At 36.9% G+C, this 21053-nt stretch carries 18 protein-coding genes; 14 read left to right on the plus strand and 4 right to left on the minus strand.

Features of this window, described 5'->3' with window-relative positions; genetic code table 11:
• Positions 1–542 precede the first annotated feature (542 nt).
• The 7 genes from ACHABU_RS19135 to ACHABU_RS19165 all read left to right on the plus strand — a co-directional run bounded on the left by ACHABU_RS19135 (position 543) and on the right by ACHABU_RS19165 (position 9209).
• Positions 543–1820 carry an O-acetylhomoserine aminocarboxypropyltransferase/cysteine synthase family protein gene (locus ACHABU_RS19135; RefSeq protein ID WP_435766560.1) on the plus strand — a complete coding sequence of 426 codons (1278 nt, stop codon included), beginning with the start codon at positions 543–545 and terminating at the stop codon, positions 1818–1820.
• Positions 1821–2039: 219 nt separating this feature from the next.
• The gene (locus ACHABU_RS19140) at positions 2040–2639 is read left to right on the plus strand and encodes a carboxymuconolactone decarboxylase family protein (RefSeq protein ID WP_435766561.1); all 600 of its coding nucleotides are present in this window, start codon (positions 2040–2042) and stop codon (positions 2637–2639) included.
• 660 nt (positions 2640–3299) lie between these two features.
• Positions 3300–3968 carry a carboxymuconolactone decarboxylase family protein gene (locus tag ACHABU_RS19145; RefSeq protein ID WP_435766632.1) on the plus strand — a complete coding sequence of 223 codons (669 nt, stop codon included), beginning with the start codon at positions 3300–3302 and terminating at the stop codon, positions 3966–3968.
• 47 nt (positions 3969–4015) lie between these two features.
• A complete protein-coding gene (locus ACHABU_RS19150) occupies positions 4016–5389 on the plus strand; it encodes an LLM class flavin-dependent oxidoreductase (RefSeq protein ID WP_435766562.1) in 1374 nt (457 codons plus the stop codon).
• Between the two features lie 68 nt (positions 5390–5457).
• Positions 5458–6957 (plus strand): sodium:solute symporter family protein, encoded by a 1500-nt coding sequence (locus tag ACHABU_RS19155; protein ID WP_435766563.1) that lies wholly within the window; start codon positions 5458–5460, stop codon positions 6955–6957.
• A 178-nt stretch (positions 6958–7135) separates the two neighbouring features.
• Complete coding sequence (locus ACHABU_RS19160; protein WP_435766564.1) at positions 7136–8596, plus strand: CoA-acylating methylmalonate-semialdehyde dehydrogenase; 1461 nt, start codon at positions 7136–7138, stop codon at positions 8594–8596.
• Positions 8597–8648: 52 nt separating this feature from the next.
• Positions 8649–9209 carry an NADPH-dependent FMN reductase gene (locus tag ACHABU_RS19165; RefSeq protein ID WP_435766565.1) on the plus strand — a complete coding sequence of 187 codons (561 nt, stop codon included), beginning with the start codon at positions 8649–8651 and terminating at the stop codon, positions 9207–9209.
• A 1218-nt stretch (positions 9210–10427) separates the two neighbouring features.
• On the opposite strand, the gene ACHABU_RS19170 is transcribed toward ACHABU_RS19165, so the two are convergent.
• Together ACHABU_RS19170 and ACHABU_RS19175 are read right to left on the minus strand one after the other, a co-directional pair.
• Positions 10428–11303 carry a hydroxymethylglutaryl-CoA lyase gene (locus tag ACHABU_RS19170; protein ID WP_435766566.1) on the minus strand — a complete coding sequence of 292 codons (876 nt, stop codon included), beginning with the start codon at positions 11301–11303 and terminating at the stop codon, positions 10428–10430.
• A 21-nt stretch (positions 11304–11324) separates the two neighbouring features.
• On the minus strand, positions 11325–11972 hold the full coding sequence (locus ACHABU_RS19175; RefSeq protein ID WP_435766567.1) for a GntR family transcriptional regulator: 648 nt from the start codon (positions 11970–11972) through the stop codon (positions 11325–11327).
• A gap of 482 nt (positions 11973–12454) precedes the next feature.
• Here ACHABU_RS19175 and ACHABU_RS19180 point away from each other — a divergent pair, with 482 nt between their 5' ends.
• From ACHABU_RS19180 to ACHABU_RS19210, 7 genes are all read left to right on the plus strand, one after another.
• Positions 12455–13663: a CaiB/BaiF CoA transferase family protein gene (locus ACHABU_RS19180; RefSeq protein ID WP_435766568.1), complete on the plus strand. Its 1209-nt coding sequence runs from the start codon at positions 12455–12457 to the stop codon at positions 13661–13663.
• 436 nt (positions 13664–14099) lie between these two features.
• The gene (locus tag ACHABU_RS19185; RefSeq protein WP_435766569.1) at positions 14100–14357 is read left to right on the plus strand and encodes a hypothetical protein; all 258 of its coding nucleotides are present in this window, start codon (positions 14100–14102) and stop codon (positions 14355–14357) included.
• Positions 14354–15850, plus strand: a complete 1497-nt coding sequence (locus ACHABU_RS19190) for a sodium:solute symporter family protein (RefSeq protein WP_435766570.1) — start codon at positions 14354–14356, stop codon at positions 15848–15850. The genes ACHABU_RS19185 and ACHABU_RS19190 overlap by 4 nt, the downstream gene beginning before the upstream one ends.
• 44 nt (positions 15851–15894) lie before the next feature.
• On the plus strand, positions 15895–17139 hold the full coding sequence (locus ACHABU_RS19195; protein WP_435766571.1) for an MFS transporter: 1245 nt from the start codon (positions 15895–15897) through the stop codon (positions 17137–17139).
• A gap of 41 nt (positions 17140–17180) precedes the next feature.
• Positions 17181–17786, plus strand: a complete 606-nt coding sequence (locus ACHABU_RS19200; RefSeq protein ID WP_435766572.1) for a flavin reductase family protein — start codon at positions 17181–17183, stop codon at positions 17784–17786.
• A 54-nt stretch (positions 17787–17840) separates the two neighbouring features.
• Positions 17841–18749 carry a hydroxymethylglutaryl-CoA lyase gene (locus ACHABU_RS19205; protein WP_435766573.1) on the plus strand — a complete coding sequence of 303 codons (909 nt, stop codon included), beginning with the start codon at positions 17841–17843 and terminating at the stop codon, positions 18747–18749.
• Positions 18750–19219: 470 nt separating this feature from the next.
• On the plus strand, positions 19220–19570 hold the full coding sequence (locus ACHABU_RS19210) for a recombinase family protein (RefSeq protein ID WP_435766633.1): 351 nt from the start codon (positions 19220–19222) through the stop codon (positions 19568–19570).
• Positions 19571–19990: 420 nt separating this feature from the next.
• Here the strand turns inward: ACHABU_RS19210 and ACHABU_RS19215 are convergent, their stop codons facing one another.
• Positions 19991–20113 (minus strand): hypothetical protein, encoded by a 123-nt coding sequence (locus tag ACHABU_RS19215; RefSeq protein WP_435766574.1) that lies wholly within the window; start codon positions 20111–20113, stop codon positions 19991–19993.
• Positions 20106–20543 (minus strand): hypothetical protein, encoded by a 438-nt coding sequence (locus ACHABU_RS19220; RefSeq protein WP_435766575.1) that lies wholly within the window; start codon positions 20541–20543, stop codon positions 20106–20108. The genes ACHABU_RS19215 and ACHABU_RS19220 overlap by 8 nt, the downstream gene beginning before the upstream one ends.
• Between the last annotated feature and the right edge of the window lie 510 nt (positions 20544–21053).

The raw sequence follows: 21053 nt of genomic DNA on the forward strand, positions 1-21053 counted from the left end.
GGCAAATCTTTATCGGTTAATAAGGTTCTCGTGAGACTAATAGAGGTTTACCTCCCAAGGAAGGCACCGACTTATTAATGACTTATTGAAACGGAAGAATTGAGACAAGAAAGGTACTACGATATCAGATGTGTTGATGGTTATACTGAATTGGATTAGTTGGAACGCCGTATGAGGTGAAAGCTTCACGTACGGTGTGAACAGGGGAAAAGGGAGCGATAACCTCAAACCCTTACCTATCTGTATGAAATAGTTTTATCAAAATCCTAGTGCACAACTGGGCCATTTTTATAAAAGAAGCAGAGTTTTAAGTTTCATCTCATATTTTTAAAAGTTCACCCTATTTTTTGTGGTTGATTTTAGGATTATTTTATGGGAGGGAAAACTTGCTATAGTTTAAAGCTATATTAAATGATAGATTTTAAGTATTACACTATAAGAATTTTCAAATGTTATGCTTACCTACGTTGAATTATTAAATAATTTATAAACGTCTTAATAATATCTAATTATTAACTTGTCTAACTAGGAGGAATTATTCAATGACAAATTTTAAACCAGAAACTCTATTACTACATGGTGGACAACAGCCTGATCCTGTAACAGGAGCAATCGCTGTACCGATTTACCGTACAACGTCTTATGATTTCCAAGATACTGCTCGTGCGCAACGTCTTTTCGCATTACAGGAACCAGGTAATATTTATTCACGTATTATGAATCCAACAGTGGACGTATTTGAAAAACGTGTAGCATTATTAGAAAAAGGAACTGCTGCAGTAGCACTTTCATCAGGGATGGCTGCAATCGCATTTTCTATTTTAAACATTACTAGAACAGGTGATGAAATCGTTGCAGCTGGCTCACTTTACGGCGGCACATATAATTTATTTGCTAATACACTACCTAATTATGGTATTAAAACAACATTCGTGGATGAAACAAATCCAGAAAACTTCCGTTCAGCAATTACGGAAAAAACAAAAGCAATTTTTGCAGAAACAGTTGGTAACCCAAGTTTAAATATTTTAGATATTGAAGCAGTAGCAAATATTGCACATGAGTATGGCTTACCGTTAATTATCGATAATACTTTTCCATCACCATATGGTTCAAATCCAGTTGACTTTGGAGCAGATGTAATCGTACATTCAGCAACAAAATGGATTGGCGGACATGGTACAACAATTGGTGGGGTAGTTGTTGATGCGGGTAAATTTGACTGGACACAAGGCCGTTTCCCCGGCTTTACAGAACCAGATGAATCCTACCATGGTTTACGTTATGGAATTGACACAGCTGCGGCTGCATTTGCCACAAAACTGCGTGTTCAATTATTACGTGATTTCGGTCCAACATTAAGTGCGGATGCAGCATTTAATTTCCTACAAGGTTTAGAAACGCTTCATTTGCGTGTTGCCAAACAAAACGATAATGCACTGAAAGTGGCTGAATATTTACAAAATCACCCATCGGTGGAGTATGTAAACTACAATGCTTTTGAAAACTTCCCAACACATAAACTTGCCAACAAATACTTAAAAAATGGCTACGGCTCTATCTTGACATTTGGCATTAAGGGTGGTCGTGAAACAGGTAGTCGCTTAATTGATAGCGTAGAGTTATTCTCACATGTAGCAAACGTAGGGGATGCAAGATCGTTAATTATCCATCCAGCTTCTACAACCCATCAACAATTATCTGCTGAAGAGTTAAAAGTTGCAGGCGTATTTGAAGAGCTCATTCGCTTATCTATTGGCCTAGAAGCAGTAGAAGATATTATTGCTGATTTAGATCAAGCAATTGTAAAAGCACAATAGGTATTATTACTTTAGATAATAGACTTTATTAATATTTTGTTAAATATAACAAGCCCTAGCTTAGTATGATTTTAATGTCGGTTCTTTGATGAACTGAAAATAGAGCCGACCCTTAGTAAGTATATATGGTTACCACAGTTACTAAATTGCATTTTATTACAAATAGCGAAAAATAAAGAGAATTTCATCAACTAAGATATATATTAGGAAGAATTAATGATGAGTTATGATGGATTATATAATAAGTCTTATTTCAATCGCCTTGGAGAATTAAGCGACCTAGCACCAGAAGTATTCAAAGCCTTTGCACAATTTGACAAACTTGCGTTATCAGAAGGGAAATTAACAAAAAAGTTAAAAGAATTAATCGCCATTGCCATAGTTCATACAATAGGATGTCCATACTGCATCGAGGTTCATGTAAAATACGGAAAATCACAAGATATTTCTAAGGAAGAAATGTCAGAAGCGATTTTAGTTGCCACTGCATTAAAAGCTGGCTCAGCACTAGCTCATGGTGTAAATGCTTTAAACGCTTATGATGGAAATGGGGACGAAGATTTATACAAAGCCTCTTACTTTAGCAGATTAAACGAATTCTCAAAACTTAATGGGGATATTTTTAGCTCATTTGTTGATTTTGATCAAAAATCAATGAAAGAAGGAGCATTAAGCGTTAAAGAAAGGGAATTAATCGCTATTGCGATTGTTCACACAACAGGATGCCCATATTGTATTGACGTTCATACAAAAGGGCAAAGCATGCGAATGCAACTAAACAAGAGGTTTCAGAATCTATTATGGTCGCAACAGATTTAAAAGCAGGTTCAGCATTGGCTCACAGTGTTAATGCTTTAAATGCATTTGATTCAGAAAATTAATATTAAACGTTTTTATCATGTATATTCGTTTTTAGAATGATAGAGGGTTAGATCTACATAAATAAAGCAGATTTTAATCAGGAGATAATTAATACCAGGAAAAACACCTAAGTTCTACTTAGAAAGACAGTGATCAAAAATTAAAAAGTTAGGTGCCTTATAACATGCCACAGCTGGGTGTCTATGGCTTAATTCTAAGTTTTATTATCATGATCATTGATGGATATATGAAAAGCCCATGTATATTTGTAGTAAAACTATGGGAAGACACAAAGAACATCTATACAAAAAGAGTGGAAGTTTCTTACGTTGTTTGTGCTTAAACCTACTGATTATGAGCCCATGAATGGACACCGCTCTAAAACTCAAAATATCAGAAGAAGCCCTTATATGAAGTGTAAGACAAATAAAATTACCTAATGGAAAGAATTAAAGATCTAAAAGGCAAAGGAGAGATTCTTTGGTACAAAGCATGCCTAAAACCAAGTAATTTTATAGGTTAAATGTATTTATTTTTAAAGGGGGTGAGTCAAACCAATAGTAGTGAGTTACCTATTACATTGCATTTTTAACAATATTTAAAAACTTGTGAGGAGAGATTACATTGACAAAAACAGATAGCTTATATAAAAAATCGTATTTTAGCAGGATCACAGAATTAAAGGAATATGCACCGGAAGCATTTGAAACCTTCTTTGCATTTAATGACAAGGCATTGTCCGAGGGAAATTTGTCCGTGAAAACGAAGGAATTGATTGCAGTTGCGGTGGCACACATTACCGGATGCCCGTACTGCATTGAGTTGCATGTGGGAAATGCGAAGAAAAATGATGCAGACAAAGAGGAAGTTTCGGAGGCTATTTTTGTGGCAACGGCATTAAAGGCAGGTTCAGCAGCAGCGCACGGTGTGAACGCTCTAAATGCATTTGATGGGGAAGGCGATGATGAGCTATATAAAGCATCCTATTTTAACAGACTGAAGGAATTTGCTGATCTTAATGGCGATACATTCAAAGCCTTTGCTGCTTTTGATCAACAAGCCGTCAAGGCAGGAAAGCTAACAGTAAAGGAAAAAGAATTAATTGCGGTGGCATCTGCACATACAACAGGCTGTCCTTATTGCATTGACTTGCATACGAAAAATGCCAAAAAAAATGGCGCGAGTCTAGAGGAAATATCAGAAGCTATTTTTGTGGCCGTAGCTTTAAAAGCGGGATCAGCCATTGCTCATAGTGTGAACGCGTTAAATGCATTCGATGAGGTATAAGTCATCAGCAATTACCAATTAAAACCATGGAAAAGGGGTTCTAACCAATGGCAAAACAAATTCATTTGAATGGATTTATCCAAAATTCACCTTCTCCACACTCAACAGGGTTGTGGAAACATGAAAAAGATCAGGGAACAAATCATAACCGCTTGTCTTATTGGACAGAAACAGCAAAAATTTTGGAACGCGGGAAATTTGATGCCATGTTTATCGCAGATGTCCTTGGAACGTACAGTGTATATGGAAATAGTCATGAAGCAGCTGCACAGCATGCTGTTCAGCTTCCAGCACATGATCCGCTGATTCCAATCTCTGCGATGGCCGCTGTAACTGAAAACCTTGGCTTTGCGCCAACGATTTCCACTACATATGCACAACCATATGCACTTGCACGGCAATTATCAACGCTCGATCATCTAACGGAAGGAAGGGTCGCCTGGAATGTGGTGACATCTTATCTAGAAAGCGAAGCAGTCAATCTTGGATTTACCGAACGTCTTCCTAAGGAACTACGCTATGACCGTGCCGATGAATTTCTCAATGTCGTTTATAAACTTTGGGAACACAGCTGGGATGATGATGCCGTTGTGTATGATAGAGAAAATGATACATTTGCACAGCCTGAGAAGGTTCGGTCGATTAACCATGAAGGTGAATTTTTCAGTGTGCCGGGGCCGCATTTAGTCGAGCCGTCGCCCCAACGGACACCGGTTCTGTTCCAGGCAGGGGCTTCACCAAAAGGACGAGATTTTGCAGCTAAACATGCCGAGGCTGTCTTTACTAAAAATCATTCGCTGGTTGCATTAAGAGCCTATGTTGCAGACATCCGTAAGCGGACAGAGGAACAGGGTAGAAACAAGGATGATATACTCATTTTTCCTATGATTCTACCAATTATTGGATCAACGGAAGAAGAAGCGTATGCGAACTATGAAGCATTGACTAGCTATGTAAGCTATGAAGGAACAGCAGCGCTTCTTTCTGGACACACGGGAATTGATTTTTCCCAATATGACCCGGATCAGTATATTGAAGATATCGAGACAGAAGCGGTTCAGGGAAATTTGGATATGTATACGAAAGACCCGAATAAGAAGTGGACATTGCGAGAAGCCATTAAAAATCATGGTCTTGGTAATGGAACCGTGAAGTTTATTGGGACACCGGAACAAATTGCGGATCGAATCGAGGAATGGGCTGTGGAAGGGGACGTCGATGGCTTCAATATCGCACAGACCTACTCACCGGATACGTTTCGGGAATTTGTTGACTTCGTCGTACCTGAACTGCAGAAACGCGGCATTTACCGGACGGAATATGAAGGAAAGACATTAAGGGAGAATATGTTTGGCAAAGGTCATGTGCATTTGCCTGATAATCATCCTGCAAAAAAGATTGGTAGCTTACAGGCAAAGTAATGGAATGGAGGGGGTGAATTCCCCCCTTTACGAATAAATAAAAAAGTGTATATGTGAGGAGGTTAGATATGAGTACAATTACGCTTTATACATGGATTGGCTTTTCACTATTTCTTATTGTTATGCTCGTCATTGGTTTCGTAAGCGCCAGAAAAACGAAAAGCGTCAGTGATTTTGCTACTGGTGGTGGCAAGTTGGGACCATATGTACTTGGTCTGTCCTTTGCCGCAACCTACTTAAGTGCTGCAACTTTTCTTGGTTATCCAGGCTGGACCCATACCTGGGGGCTATCCAATCTTTGGCTGTTTTTAGCAATGATTTGCGGTGGACCAATAGGGGTGTTGATGGTAGCCAAAAAGGTGAGGAAACTGAATACGGAGCAAAAGTCACTTTCTCTACCAGACTGGCTCGGCGATTATTACAATAGTGATATTTTAAGAGTGGGGACAGGGCTGATTTTGCTTTTCAATATTTTTTATATAGCGGCACAGTTTGTAGCAGGGGCGCGAATTTTTGAATACTTGCTAGGAATGTCCTACACAACTGGATTGATATTTATAACTGCCATTGTTGTTCTATATGTATTTGCAGGTGGTGCCTTTGCCGATATCTATACAGATGCAGTCCAGGCAGTCATGATGGGTATCGCTGGTCTTGCTATATTTATTTCTGGGATTGTCATTTTCTGGGAGGGCGGTATTACTGCCACATTTACTGGCATTGTTGATGATATTAGCGCACAAGATGTGAATTTAGTAAAGGTTTTTAATCCCGATTCGGCCCATTTTTACTCTGTCGGTGCGATATCTGGTGCCATTGTTATTCAGTGGGCCTTTGCATCCGCACCACATTTGTTCAACAAAGTGCTTGGTCTAAAAAGTGAAAAGGATCTTGGAAAAATGATTGCGACCTATGTTGTCACCGCTTCTTTCTGTCTACTTGTCCTTTTCGGAGGGTTATATAGCAGAATGGCACTTGGTGATACGGTGGCAACAGCTGATCTAGCATTAATGGAATATGCAGTTTGGGCTTTTCCTGCGATACTTGTAGCAATCATTGGTGTGGTGATTCTTGCTGCGGCGATGTCAACAACCGATGGAATTTTCGTTTCTATTTCTACTGTATTTGCCAATGATATATTCCTAAAATATCTTGTCAAACGAGGTATTATCAAGGTCAGTGATGAAAAGGCAGAGAAACTTGCCTTGATGATCAGTCGTCTGGCAGTTCCTTTGGTGGGATTAGCAGCATTCTTAATCGTGTTACAGCCGCCTGTCTATATGGGCGACGTCATGTGGATTGGGATTTCCGGTGTTGCCGCAGGAACAATGGGTCCCATATTATATGCTGTTTATAGTAAGAAGAAAGCTCCTGCAAGAGCAGCAGAACTGTCAATGACTGTCGGTTTGCTCTCCTATCTTATCATCTACTTTGGTGGGATTGTGCCTAGTACGATGTCAGCAGGGGCAGTGGCGACCTTTATTGGTATTGCAACTATTGTAATTTTTGCACGGGTACTGAAAGATCCTAAAGCAATTGAAGAAGAAAATCATACACAAGTAAATTAGGGAGAGGATGTTTTGATGTTTGTTAACCCGATGCTTTCCGTATGGCTGTATGGATGTATTATTAGTCTCCTTATCGTCGGTTTCTCACTTTGGAAATGGTATTTTGGAAAGTAGAGGGCGAAGTATGAAGAAGTTGAAATAGAATGGTAGAAAAGGAAATAATGTTGGAGGTTATATAATGACGAAAACAAAAGTAGAAACACTGAAGAATTATATAGGTGGAGAGTGGATCGAAGCAAAATCGGATAAGTCAGAGGAAGTTATTAATCCAGCAACTGGAGAAGTGATTGCACATGTACCTATATCCACACAAAAGGATGTGGATCATGCAGTGGTAACAGCTGTTGCCGTATTTCAGGAATGGAAGGAAGTTCCTGTTCCGAAACGGGCGCGTATTTTATTTAAGTACCAGCAATTGCTTGTTGACCACTGGGATGAGCTGGCAGAAATTATTACCATTGAAAATGGAAAAAGCTTTAAAGAAGCAAAGGGTGAAGTACAGCGTGGAATTGAAAACGTTGAATTTGCTGCAGGAGCACCTTCTTTGATGATGGGGGAACAGCTTCCGTCCATTGCAGAGGGGCTGGAATCCGGCGTTTATCGCTATCCAATCGGCGTTGTTGGCGGAATTACACCATTTAATTTTCCAATGATGGTCCCAGCTTGGATGTTTCCAATGGCCATTGTAACTGGGAATACATTTATACTGAAACCATCGGAGCGCACGCCTTTGTTGGCGAATCGATTGGCTGAATTACTGGAGGAAGCAGGATTGCCAAAAGGGGTATTTAACATTGTGCACGGGGCACATGATGTGGTAAATGGTTTATTAGATCATCAAGATGTCGCCGCTATCTCCTTTGTTGGCTCCCAGCCGGTTGCTGAATATGTATATAAACGGGGAGCAGCCAATCTGAAGCGGGTACAGGCACTTGCCGGGGCAAAAAATCATTCGATTGTATTACAAGATGCTAATATGGAAAATGCAGCAACGCAAATTCTGAATGCTGCATTTGGTTCGGCGGGGGAACGTTGCATGGCCGCGTCGGTCGTTGCGGTGGAGGATTCGGTCGCAGATGAATTCATCTCCTTGCTACATAAAAAAGCCGATGAAATAAAAATTGGTAACGGGTTGGATGAAGGTGTCTTTCTCGGTCCTGTTATTCGTGAGAGCCATAAACAAAGGACCCTCGATTATATTGAAACAGGAGAAAAAGAAGGAGCCAAGTTAGTACGGGATGGACGAAAAGATGAAAATGCCAAAAGGGAAGGCTATTTTGTCGGACCGACGATTTTTGATCAGGTGAGTAGTGAAATGAAAATTTGGCAGGATGAGATTTTTGCCCCTATTTTATCTATTGTTAGAGTAAAAGACTTGGATGGAGCGATTACCTTAACAAATAAATCACCTTTCGCTAATGGAGCATGTATTTTTACTAATGATGGAGGTAGTGTACGCCAATTCCGAGAAACCATTGATGCTGGAATGCTTGGTGTGAACATTGGTGTACCAGCTCCAATGGCGTTCTTTCCATTTTCTGGCTGGAAGGATTCCTTTTATGGTGATTTACATGCGAACGGAAAAGACGGTCTAAATTTCTATACACGTAAAAAAGTTATTACTACTCGGTGGGTATAAGAATTTTGACTAGGCTATAAAGAAAGATACAAAAATGAGGGGGGCAAAGTGAATGAAGATAGTTGGGTTATCCGGTTCAAGGGTTGGTTCGAAAACAAGAACAGCGATGGAGTATACGATGCAAACAGTCACTAAAAAATATCCAGAAGCGGAAACGACTTTAATTGATTTAGCGGAATACGATGTGCAGTTTAGTGATGGTCGTGACTACCGGGAATACGAGGGCGATACAAAGTATATAGCCCAACTTATTATGGAAGCAGATGCGGTTATTATGGGGACACCTATTTTTCAGGCGTCCATCCCAGCCACATTGAAGAATATATTTGATTTAATACCGGAAAATGCCTTTCAAGATAAAGTAGTCAGTATGCTTGTGACAGCAGGTTCCTCAAAGCATTATTTAATTGTGGAACAGCAATTAAAACCAATCCTCAGTTATATGAAGGCACAAGTGGTTCAGAGATATGTATTTATCGAGGAGAAGGATTTCTATCATAAGGAACTAACCAATGAGGAAGTGCTATTCCGAATCAATCGTTTGGTTGAAGATACCGGCATTTTGACGGAAACATATACAAAAATACGAGAAGCGAAAAAAGTAGTATATTGATTTTTAATAGATTCATTTAGTAGCACCAAAGATCAGCAGGTGTGCTATGGTGCATTTCCTGTAGGTGGGAAATGCGCTCTTTTGTGTGCCAAGCATGCACACATTCTATAGGGTTCAAGTCCGAATCGTGAAGGGAGTAGTAGCGATTAGTTCAAGACAAGGGCAAATACAAGAGATCCGGAGCGATAAAAACTGTCAAACAAAGCATTCCATATCGTTGGACTAAGAAGGAAATATATGAAAATTCTAGAAGAATAATTGCCGATTATTCTAAAAACAACTCTAATTAAATGAATGTAAAAGTAAAGTCCTACAGCTTATCAAAGTGTTAATCTGTAGGGCTTTTTAATTGATTGGTAAAAACAATGGTAATGTGTGGTAAATTCCTTGTCAAACATTGGTAAATAACATGTCAAGGATGGTAAAATCTAGTGGCCGTAATCACTCGACTAAAATTACACTTTAAACTTCACTTTTTTTGTTTGAGCAAAGTCTATTCAGATAGAAATGTTTCAGAAAAAACACAATGAAAGCTAAGGTGACGTTTAATTATTTGGCTTCAAGATCAAGATGCCTTTTTTACTATCCTGACTTCTAATTGAAAATAAGATTAAGCAAATTTAAGAATCAGCTTTGCTTACCTAGCAGGTATAAATTTCCATGTATAAACCCAAGCTATAAAGAATTGTTTTTTTGGTGAGAAGGGATGTCTGTGATGAAAAAGGGACGTTAAAATCGGTTACTATCCAAAATTAAGTCAAGGAAACGTTGAAATCCAAAAAGGGAAATAAAAACAAAGTAGAGAAACAATCCATACATGAACAAGAACCGCTCTCTACTCGTTTATCGGATAATGAAATCAAATTCCGCTCCATTTATAACGATTGCTCGGATGTTATCTTTCGTTCTTTTTTCATTCTGAACTTTTGTCCTTTTTTTCTTGTAGCAGTTGAGCTCGTGATTTAAATGGTATAATGTCTGCCATATAAAGCATCCTTTACTTTTTAGGCTTATTTTCGATTAAAGTTGATGTTTAGTTTCATAATATAACAAGAATAGAATGTAAAACAACTCTCTCCTATACAACAAAAGACTTTAAAAATTTAGGGTATTAGAATAAAAAACAATGGAGATTTAAAAAGTATCGATAATAAAATAATTTGTTTAAATAAAATAGGTTAGGTACTTATTTCTTGGCAATGTGTTTAACTATATTTCTTATAACTTTATAAGCATTCCATCGAGAGACTTACACATTTGTTTTTCCATCCATTTCGCTGTTTCAATTAGTTTATTTAAATCAGTATTCGTATCAACGTTCATCTCCTCAAACATGTTCACCATGTCCTCAGTACAAACGTTTCCAACAGCTTTTGGAGCAAATGGACATCCACCTAAACCGGCAATTGAAGAATCGAAAGTTCGAACCCCGGCAAGATATCCTGCTAACACATTTGCTAATCCTAGTCCTCTTGTATTGTGAAAATGTAAACCAAGTTCAATTTTATCACCAAAGTATTTATTGAATTCAGCAACCAAATAATTTACTTGGGCAGGATTTGCCAATCCTGTTGTATCTGCTAATGTTATTTCAGAAGCTCCTGCTTTCACAAAGGAATCTGCAACTTTTAAAAGACGATCTGTTGAGATATCACCAGCAAATGGGCAACCAAAAGCTGTACCTAAAACTCCAACTACATTTTTCTTTGCTTGTACGCTTTCTTCGATAACCTTACTAAGCTCTGTGACATTTTGATCAACAGTTTTTTTAGCATTTTTTAAATTAAATTCGTCACTAGTTGCTGTCACTACATGATAGGTGTCAATCCCTGTTTTTAATGCTCTATTAAGACCTGAATAGTTTAATACAAGACCTGCGTAGGTGACTCCTTTGTCTTTAGGTACTAGTTTCATCACTTCTTCAGCATCGGCCATTTGTGGAATAACCTTTGGATTCACAAATGAAACAGCCTCAATTTTTTTAATTCCAGTGTTGATCAGACGAGTAATTAATTGGACTTTTTGTTCTGTTGATAATAATATCTTCTCATTTTGTAGCCCATCACGTGGACCGACTTCACAAATTTGTATCATTTTTCTCCCCCTCTCAAAGTCTTAATTATGAGAATTGTTCATCTGCTTTAATACATCATCTCTTCCTTGGTAAATATGTTCTTTCATTGCTATCTTGGCGCGTTCAGGTTCTTGGTTTTCAATTGCATTTAAGATTGTTCTGTGTACTTCTAAAGATCGTAAAAGTTGGTGTTCGTTGTACCAATAGAATGAACGAAAGATTAGAGGGACAACAATAACTTTTGAAATATGTGATTTTAGGTGATCGTTTTTGGCTGCTTTAAAAATTTCTTCGTGAAATTCTTGATTAGTCTGTTGAACGTTTTTAACGCTTGAAATATCAGATTTTATATGATTAGCAATTGCATGTTCATATAAGATGTTTTTTTGTTCAATATTTTTAAGTTCATCTGTTGAACGGTTTAAAGCAGCTTCACTTGCACCATGACTTTCAAGTAAGGCTCTTAAATTATAAATCTGACGAATATCTTTAATTGAAAACTCCCGAACAATAACTCCACGACGTTTGAAAGGGATTACTAACCCGTCTGATTCCAGTTGCTTGATAGCTTCACGGATTGGAGTACGACTAACTTGTAAGGTTTCGGCTAACGCTTCCTCAGTTAATCGTTTTCCGGGCTCAAATTCACCTATTATAATTGCATTCCTAATGAACTCAAATGGATTCATAAACTCACCTCGAGTTTATTGTATACAATAAATGAATATACATCAATAAAACACAAAAAAATTTATTGGATAATATTAATTGTAATTAGGATTGGTATAGGTTTAATTAAATTATTTCTAAATAAAATAAAAAGATAATTAAAATCATATTGACACATTGTATACAATGTGTTAGTTTTATTGCAATTATTAATTTTAAGAAAGTTTTAAAAATTGATAATTAAAACTTAACTAGAAAAGAAGATTGGTGAAGGAAGGAGTGCACATTAGTAGTTATAAAAAAATGAAAACGCTCTCCTTTTGTTTTATTTTGAAATTGATTTCACTAAGATAAACATAATCATTTATCGAAATTTGACAGAGGGAATATTGAATTTGTTTGGAACCCTTTTTAGGGAACTTAGCTGACTTTAGATAATCAAAATTTGTGTAAAAGTTTGAAAGGGTTAGGAAATAAAAATTAAAAAGTTGGAGGGGAAGTAATGAACGGTGAAAAAGAAAAATTGCCTTTAGAAGGAATTCGAGTCTTAGAACTAGGAACACTACTAGCTGGACCTTTTACAGGTCGATTGTTAGGTGATTTTGGAGCTGAAATCATAAAAATTGAAGCTCCGGATATAGCTGACCCAATGAGACAATGGGGTCAACAAAAAGATGGTGTTGGGCTTTGGTGGCCAATTCAGTCACGAAACAAGAAATCAATTACATTAAATTTAAGAGTTGAAGAAGGTCAAAACACATTTAAGGAGTTAGTGAAAAAGTCTGACGTTATTATCGAAAATTTTCGTCCTGGGACAATGGAAAAGTGGAATTTGTCCTATGAGATTCTGTCGGAAATTAATCCGGGCATTATAATGACTAGAACATCAGGATATGGACAAACAGGGCCGTACAGTACTCGTGCAGGATTCGGAAGTGTTGGTGAAGCGATGGGAGGGATTCGATATGTTACAGGATTTCCAGATCGACCGCCATCAAGAATAGGCATTTCAATCGGAGATACGTTAGCAGCCCTTTTTGCTACTATCGGAACTCTAACTGCACTTAATGAAAGAAATCACTCAGGAAAAGGACAGATAGTAGATACAGCGATATATGAAGCTGTTTTTTCTATAATGGAAAGTACTATTCCTGATTACTTAATTGCTGATTATGTTCGTGAGCGTATGGGAAACATTTTACCTGGTGTAGCGCCTTCTAATATTTATCATACAAAAGATAATACTTATATTGTTATTGGTGCCAATGCGGATGGAGTGTTTAAACGTCTTTGTGAAGCCATGGGCAAACCTGAATTGTTTGAGAATGAGAAATATCATACACACCACGCGAGAAGTGGAAATCAGGCAGAGTTGGATCAATTAATAGAGGAATGGACAAATACTCAAGATACTCAGGAAGTACTTGATTTATTGTCAGAAAAAGGCGTGCCATCTGGATTAATCTATTCAGCGAAGGATATTGTAGATGATCCACATTATAAAGCAAGGGAAATGATTATAAAAACGGAGCATCCGAAACTTGGAGAGTTTCCAATGCCGGGAGTTGTTCCAAAGCTTAGCCGAACACCTGGAAAAGTTAAGCATGTAGGAGCCGAGTCTGTTGGTGAGCACAATAAGGAAGTCTATGGTGGATTACTTCAATATGATGAGGGGAAATTGAAAGATTTAAAAGAAAAGCAAATCATCTAATTGAGAGTTAGGGAGATATTGTGGAGAAGGAACTTCTGTTGTTATAGAAGAATGGCAGCCAGATATTATTTATATAATAATTTTCTGCTTATCAATTCAAGAATTTATAACACTACAAGTGGTTGGATGGACCGTGAGCAGATAACCGAATGAACACTAGCGAAAATTGACTATGGAATACCGGCTATAGATTTCGGTTTACCATTTGAAAGGGAGTGTTTAAGTTATATCATCTGTTAAACAACTCAACCGGTTATTTGGAAGAAACTATAAAATGTAAGAAAAAAAGTTGAAGTTTATGAAAATAATAATGAGGTTTATTATACGTTATAAATAAATGTTTAGTAAATGGTTCCAATTGAAAAGATGGGTATATGTTTTACGGAAAATGCCTTAAGATTATAAATTGATTTTAAATTAATGGAGGGGTATTCATATGGATGATAAGTCTGTCAAAGAACCAATTCGTAAAAAGTGGATTTGGGTTGTTCTTGTCTTAATCGTGCTAGGAAATGTTCCATGGTATTTACCTGTTGGAACGATTGAGCCTTTAATTTTGGGAGTTCCATACTGGGCATTCATTATCGTAATATTTTCGCTCATTCTATGCGGATATTTAAGCTGGCTGTGTATCAAAGAATGGAACATAGTTGAAGACATTGAAGAAGCCGAAAAAAAGGAGGATAAAGAATGAATGATCTAACATTTTCGGGTGTTGATGGCGTTATTATTTTGGCCACTTATGCTTTAATTATGTTGTTAATTGGTTATTTATCAGGGCGCGGTGATAAGAATTTGCATGATAGCCTAAGTAATTATTATTTGGCAGGAAAGAATCTTGGTTTTATAGCGTTATTTTTTACATTATACGCGACACAGTATAGTGGAAACACGATTGTTGGTTATGCTCCGACAGCATACCGTACAGGTTTTCCCTGGCTGCAATCGATTTCATTTATGACGATTATTATTGGTGTCTACCTTTTGTTTGCACCTCGATTATATGTCATTTCCAAAAGGCAAAACTTCGTAACCCCAACGGATTGGATAAGTTTTCGTTTCAAATCGAAAGCGGTTACAATCTTAGCGATAATTCTTATGCTATGGGGATTGGGTAATTATTTGCTAGAACAGTTAGTTGCAATCGGGCAGGCAGCATCAGGTTTAACGGGGGGAACAATTCCATATCAGTATGCCGTTATAGCATTTGTACTTGTTATGCTAATTTATGAATGGCTAGGTGGTATGAAAGCAGTTGCGTTCACAGACGTTATGCAGGGAATCGTATTAATGATTGGTATTGTTATTTTTCTGATTGGTGGATTCTATTTGGTTGGTGGAAACCTTTCAACGGTAACTCAGTCTATTGCTGAAACAGATCCGGCAAAAGTAGGTGTACCCGAATTTATGACATCAGTAAACTGGCTCAGTATGATTCTCTTAGTAGGATTAGGCGCCGCCATTTATCCGCATGCTGTTCAAAGGATATTCTCTTCAGAAAGTGAACGTACATTAAAGCGCTCATTATCACGAATGGCATGGATGCCGCCGTTAACAACAGGACTAGTATTTGTTATCGGTATACTTGGAATTTCTTTAATTCCAGGTCTTAATGAATCTGATTCTGAACAGCTTGTCGGCATGTTGGCCAATGAAATTGCTGCAATTAATGGTTTTTATTATTGGGTAATGATTCTATTTTTCGGCGCAATTGTTGCTGCAATTGTATCAACTGCAGATTCCGTATTACTTAGTTTTTCTTCGCTTATATCAAATGATGTATATGGTAAGTTCATAAATCCTGATGCAGCGGAGCGCAAAAAGGTAATGGTAGGCAAAGTAGCTGGCATCATAGCCGTTGGTATATTACTTTGGATTGCTTGGAATCCTCCAGCAACGCTATATGAAATATTTGTGTTAAAATTCGAACTTTTAGTGCAAGTATTTCCGGCATTTGTACTTGGATTATATTGGAAAAAATTGGCTGCCAAACCGGTATTCTGGGGTATGCTAATTGGAGCATTAATTGCAGGAATCATGACTTGGACAGGTAATAGCACATTTATTGGAATTCACGGCGGTGTTATAGGATTATTTGTAAATTTCTTTATTGCGGTTGTTGGCTCGTACTTAACTCCTATTACTTCTGAAAAGAAAGAGGAACTTAAAAAAATTAATTTAGCATAAAACAAAAGCGAATCTCAGTGAGATTATTGGAAGAGATGAAAATTATGAGAAAATCTAATCTAACATTGACATCGACATCATCAGAAGTTCAATCATGGAAAATGATGACCTGGCTTCTTGTTACACAAGTGCTTGTCGCCTTTGTTGGCAGAAGCCTTGCCCCTTTAGGGGTGCTTATTGGTGAAGATTTATCATTAACAAACGCACAGATTGGAATGCTCCCTGCTGCGCTTTTTCTTGGACAATCGTTAGCTTCTATTCCTGCAGGTTTTTTAGTTGATAAAACAGGTTCAAAAAAAATACTTTTAATTCTTTCTTTATGCTTAGGATTATCTTTTATATTAATGACTCTTACCTCTGTTTACCTCATTGTTCTTATTATGATTATGATTGGTGGGGTCGGATATGGAGCCATGCATCCTACGTCAAACAAGGGAATTATTAATTGGTTTACGAAAAAAAAGCGCGGGACTGCAATGGGGATTAAGCAAATGGGAGTCACGTTAGGTTCAGCTTTGGCTGCACTTTTGCTTTTACCATTAGCAAGTATATGGGGGTGGCGCCCTGTGGTTATTTTCGCCTGTTTGCTATTAATTATGATGGGAATTTTAGCGTATAAATTTTATTATGACCCCCCACAAGAAAAAACTATGAGTATAGAGGACACGCCCCGTTTATTAGCCTCTATTTACTCAATGTTTAAGTGTAGGCCCCTTATTATTGTTAGTCTAGGCGCAATGGGATTAAATGGAAGCCAATTAATTCTTAATACATATATTGTATTGTTTGCATATAAGCAACTTGGAATCAGCTTATTTTTGTCAGGTATTTTGTTGGTCATTTCAGAAGTTAGTGGATCATTAGGACGTGTTGTCTGGGGAATTGTCAGCGATAACTTCTTTCATGGAAAAAGAATTATTGTTTTAATCATTATCTCAATTCTATCAGGTATTTCTTCATTTGTAATTGCAATACTCCCTCATGACACACCATTTTGGATAATGGTACCAATTATAATTGTTTTTGGTTTCTGTATTTCTGGTTTTAACGGTATTTGGATGAATGTTGCTACAGAACTTGTTCCTAGTGATCAGGCTGGAATTGCTAGTGGATTTAGCCTTACTCTTGCTTCATTTGGGGTGATAGTTGGACCACCAATATTTGGATTTATTGTTGACTCCACAGGTACTTTTACATTTGGTTGGCTGTTTATCGGTGTTGTTATGATGGGAGTTATTTTGTTGTTGTCACTAGCTATGGCAATCACACCAAAAAGAAATGCTTATTGATAATAAGGATTTTAAAATTTCGACTCATGGGAGAGTGAATTATGAATATTGATCCAAGAACTATAAATTCAAAAAATGCTTACAAACTTATGATTGGTTCTATCGTACCTCGTCCGATCGCGTGGGTATCAACGATTAACAATAGAGGGTGGAGAAATTTAGCGCCATTTAGCTTTTTTACAGTGGCCTCTCGAGAGCCCCCTATGCTTTGTATTTCTGTTGGTCCAGGTGTAGGGGAGCGTGAGGGGACAATTAAAGATACACTAAAAAACATCCGCTCACAGGAACATTTTGTAATCAATATAGTTACAGCATCCTTAGGTAATGAAATGCAAAAAAGTTCAAATAACTCGAAAGAGGCTGTAGATGAATTTGAAGTTACTGGCTTGACGCCTGCTGAAAGTTTAGTTGTCCCCTCACCTAGGGTAAAAGAAGCCCCAATTGCATTCGAACTTGAACTTAATAGAATAATAGAGTTGGGAAGTGATTATCTTATTATAGGTAACGTAGTACAATATCACATAAAAGATGAATACTATCTTGGTAATTATAAAATTAACTTAGAAAAATTAAGACCTTTGGGACGTCTAGCGGGGGATTATAGTGAAATACAGGAAACTTTTTTATTACCGAGAGAAAGTAAATAATGATTAGAGATTCATCATATTTTAAAAGAGGAAGTATATAGCGGGAGGGTCTTTATGGATAATAGAAGGGTTTTTATTACAGATGTTACTGGAAGAGATGGTTTCCAGATGGAGAAACACTGGATTAAGACTGAGGATAAGATAAGAATTATCAATCGTATTATTAATTCTGGGGTTAAGCGAATAGAAGCTACATCTTTTGTTTCACCTAAAGCTATTCCTCAGTTGCGGGATGCTAAAGAAGTTATAGAGCTAATTAAGCGTGATAACGTTGAAGTTGTAACTCTTATTCCAAATATAAAAGGAGCAGAATTGGCAATGGAAGCAGATGTTGATGAAGTTAACGTCGTTGTCTCAATTAGTGAAACTCATAATAAGAAAAATATAAATAAAACAGTAGATCAATCTGTGAAAGATATAGCAGAAATAAATAAATTTGTTGTTTCAAATAATAAACGAGTAAATGTAAGTTTAGCCACTACATTTGGTTGTCCATTTGAAGGAATATACGAGGTAAGAAAAGTTTCTGAAATTATTAAAAAGTTAATGTCAATGGGATTGAAGCGATTTACACTGGCGGATACCACTGGGATGGCAAACCCTACACAAGTTTCTGATTTTGTAATACACTTAAAAACTGTATTCCCAGATGTACAATTTAGCTTGCACCTTCATAATACACGTGGAATGGGATTAGTTAATTTATATTCTGGTTACAATGCCGGGATTAGGCACTTCGATGCATCCCTTGGCGGGATTGGTGGTTGTCCGTTTGCGCCTGGTGCAACTGGCAATGTATGCCTTGAAGATGTTGTTCATATGTTACATTATATGAACATTCCTTTAGATCCAGATATTGATGAATTAATAAAGGCAGCAAAACAAATGGAGACTTTATTAGGCTATAAACTACCTGGTCAAGTGATGAGAGCGGGTATATCTACTGCAACATTTGAATCTTGAATAAAGTGGGAATTATTACTTTAAACAGACCAAAGAGGGAGACACAATAAATATTCAGCTTGCTATATAATTGTATGACATAGCATTAAATCTAAGTCATGACACGGTTACATGGGCAGTAGTAGTATAAAGTAGTGGAAGGACATTTCAGTGAAGGGGATTTAATAGAATTCAGTAAAACAGGTGAAAAATAGATTTATAGGTTACTAAATCTACTCAGCCATTCATAAATAATTTAAAATTTGTTCACATAAAGGTGTCATAAGTAAGTATTAGAGAATAAAATGGCTAGATTATCTTTGTTAAATATAATTTCACTAGGACTGAACTAATCAGATAGTAAATATTATAAACCGAGTCCCAATAGAGTACACTCTACTGGGACTTAACGCGTTTATTGATTTTAACGAGTTTTCGATATCCCATTTACATGTTCCAAAAGTGGTTTACTTAATGCAACTTGTAGATGAATTAAAAACAGAGAAGTTTCATTAAAGTCGATAAAGGACTCGTGGTTAGATACGACAGAGGACAACCCCTTTTCGGAATTTCTGGTGACTGTGATGTCCGGTTTATCCCAATACGAGCGTAAAATGATTAAGATGCTGCAGAAAGAAGGGATTGAGCAGGCTAAGAAAAAAGGGAAGTTTAAAGGCCGACTCAAGAAATATACCACGAGCCATTCTGGAATGAATCACGCGATTGAATTGTATCAGCAGGGGGATAAAACAGTGAAGGAAATTTGTGAGATTACTAGGGTAAGTCGGAGTGCGTTTTATCGAGAAATAAAGGAGCGAGAAAACAAGCAATCTATCAATTAGCACAGGGGGAAAAACACTACTATTTATAATTATATCTTTACTAAAAGGGACTAGATACAAAGTTAGAACTTACATACATTTTATAAAATATGATTTAATCGACAAACGGGTGAGATTGTAGCATAAACTTCTATTGTAGAATCCACGGATTGTAGAAGGAAGTAATATAGACAGTTTAAATTATGAACCGTACATCTTTTAAGGGTAAAATATTAAGCGAAACCAACCTTTCGCTCAACATTTTACCATCCTCATTTTCCAGCATACTTTGATCTTGATGATTGTATTATAGATGGTAAAACAAATCCCGAAGCAAAAACCCTTGTAGATACATTGGATAGTTACGATTATTACTTTCCTAATAAGAAGCAATCAGAACAGATTTTTTTCACAACCGATGAAATGACAGACCAGGATATTTTAAGCTTTTACAGCTTGGATTTCTGCTTGCTGCGTTTCCTCAAGTAATCTAATAGTCCGATCATCCACCCCGCGTATTCTTAAAACGCTTTTTATGTCATCATTCATTTTATAATTACTCATTATTTCCCCCCTTAAATACATAATTTGTAATTTCATTATTCAATATTTTTAAATCAGATAACCGGGATAACTTGCTATAATCGTTAAGCTGCATTTTGACCTGTTTCGGTAATTCTCCCCAATCCGCAACCTTTGCAGCATATTGGGCTGTTGTTCTTACACTTTCATAGCTGCGATTATTCTGCTCTAATTGGTTACATAATGCAAAATACTGCTGTTTAACCTCGGCCAACTTGCCTTCTATGTCATTTACCTGCTGTAGATGCTTATCACGCTCATTTATAACCGCCTTAATTGTTTCTGATGCAGCATCTTTCAAATTTGGATTATCCTGGCTCTTTAAAATTTCCATTTTTCTATTACGGCTGTTGATCTGCTGCTTTGTATCATAAATTTGTTTGTGCAGCTTGTCTGCTTTTGCATCATCCATATTGAAAACTGCTTTCTCATAATCAATATTTAACTTCTTTAATTTTTCGCTGTTTATTTTCCTGCTGCAAACCACTTACTTTTTCATTAATTTTTTTCAATTGCTCCTGGTAATCATTTAATGTCATATTTTATTTCCCCTTTCTACCCTTTCAAATTTTTCCTAATTTGATAATAAAGATGATAATATATAAAGTTTCCTACCAATACTGGCGATAAGAAAACAGTATTAAAATTGTATCTAGTTTAGTTTCAAATGTTTAATTCCTTATTTGTGAAGCGATAATGTGGTGCTACTAACATTAAACCACCTCACTAATGAAATTAAAGTAACCTGTTTCCTCAAGAAGATTTCTCCACAAGTAGGCTGAATGATCTCTCCTGTAGTGCATCAAGCCATCTTTATCAATGAATTTTGACGGCAAATCATCATCCGTAGCCATAGAGCAGCAGAAGAAGTTTATAATCAGTACGTAGAAGCGCAAGAGCAAAAGCAAAAGGAAAAGGAAAA

The sequence above is a fragment of the Oceanobacillus sp. CF4.6 genome (assembly GCF_051262635.1).
Classification (GTDB): domain Bacteria; phylum Bacillota; class Bacilli; order Bacillales; family Amphibacillaceae; genus Oceanobacillus.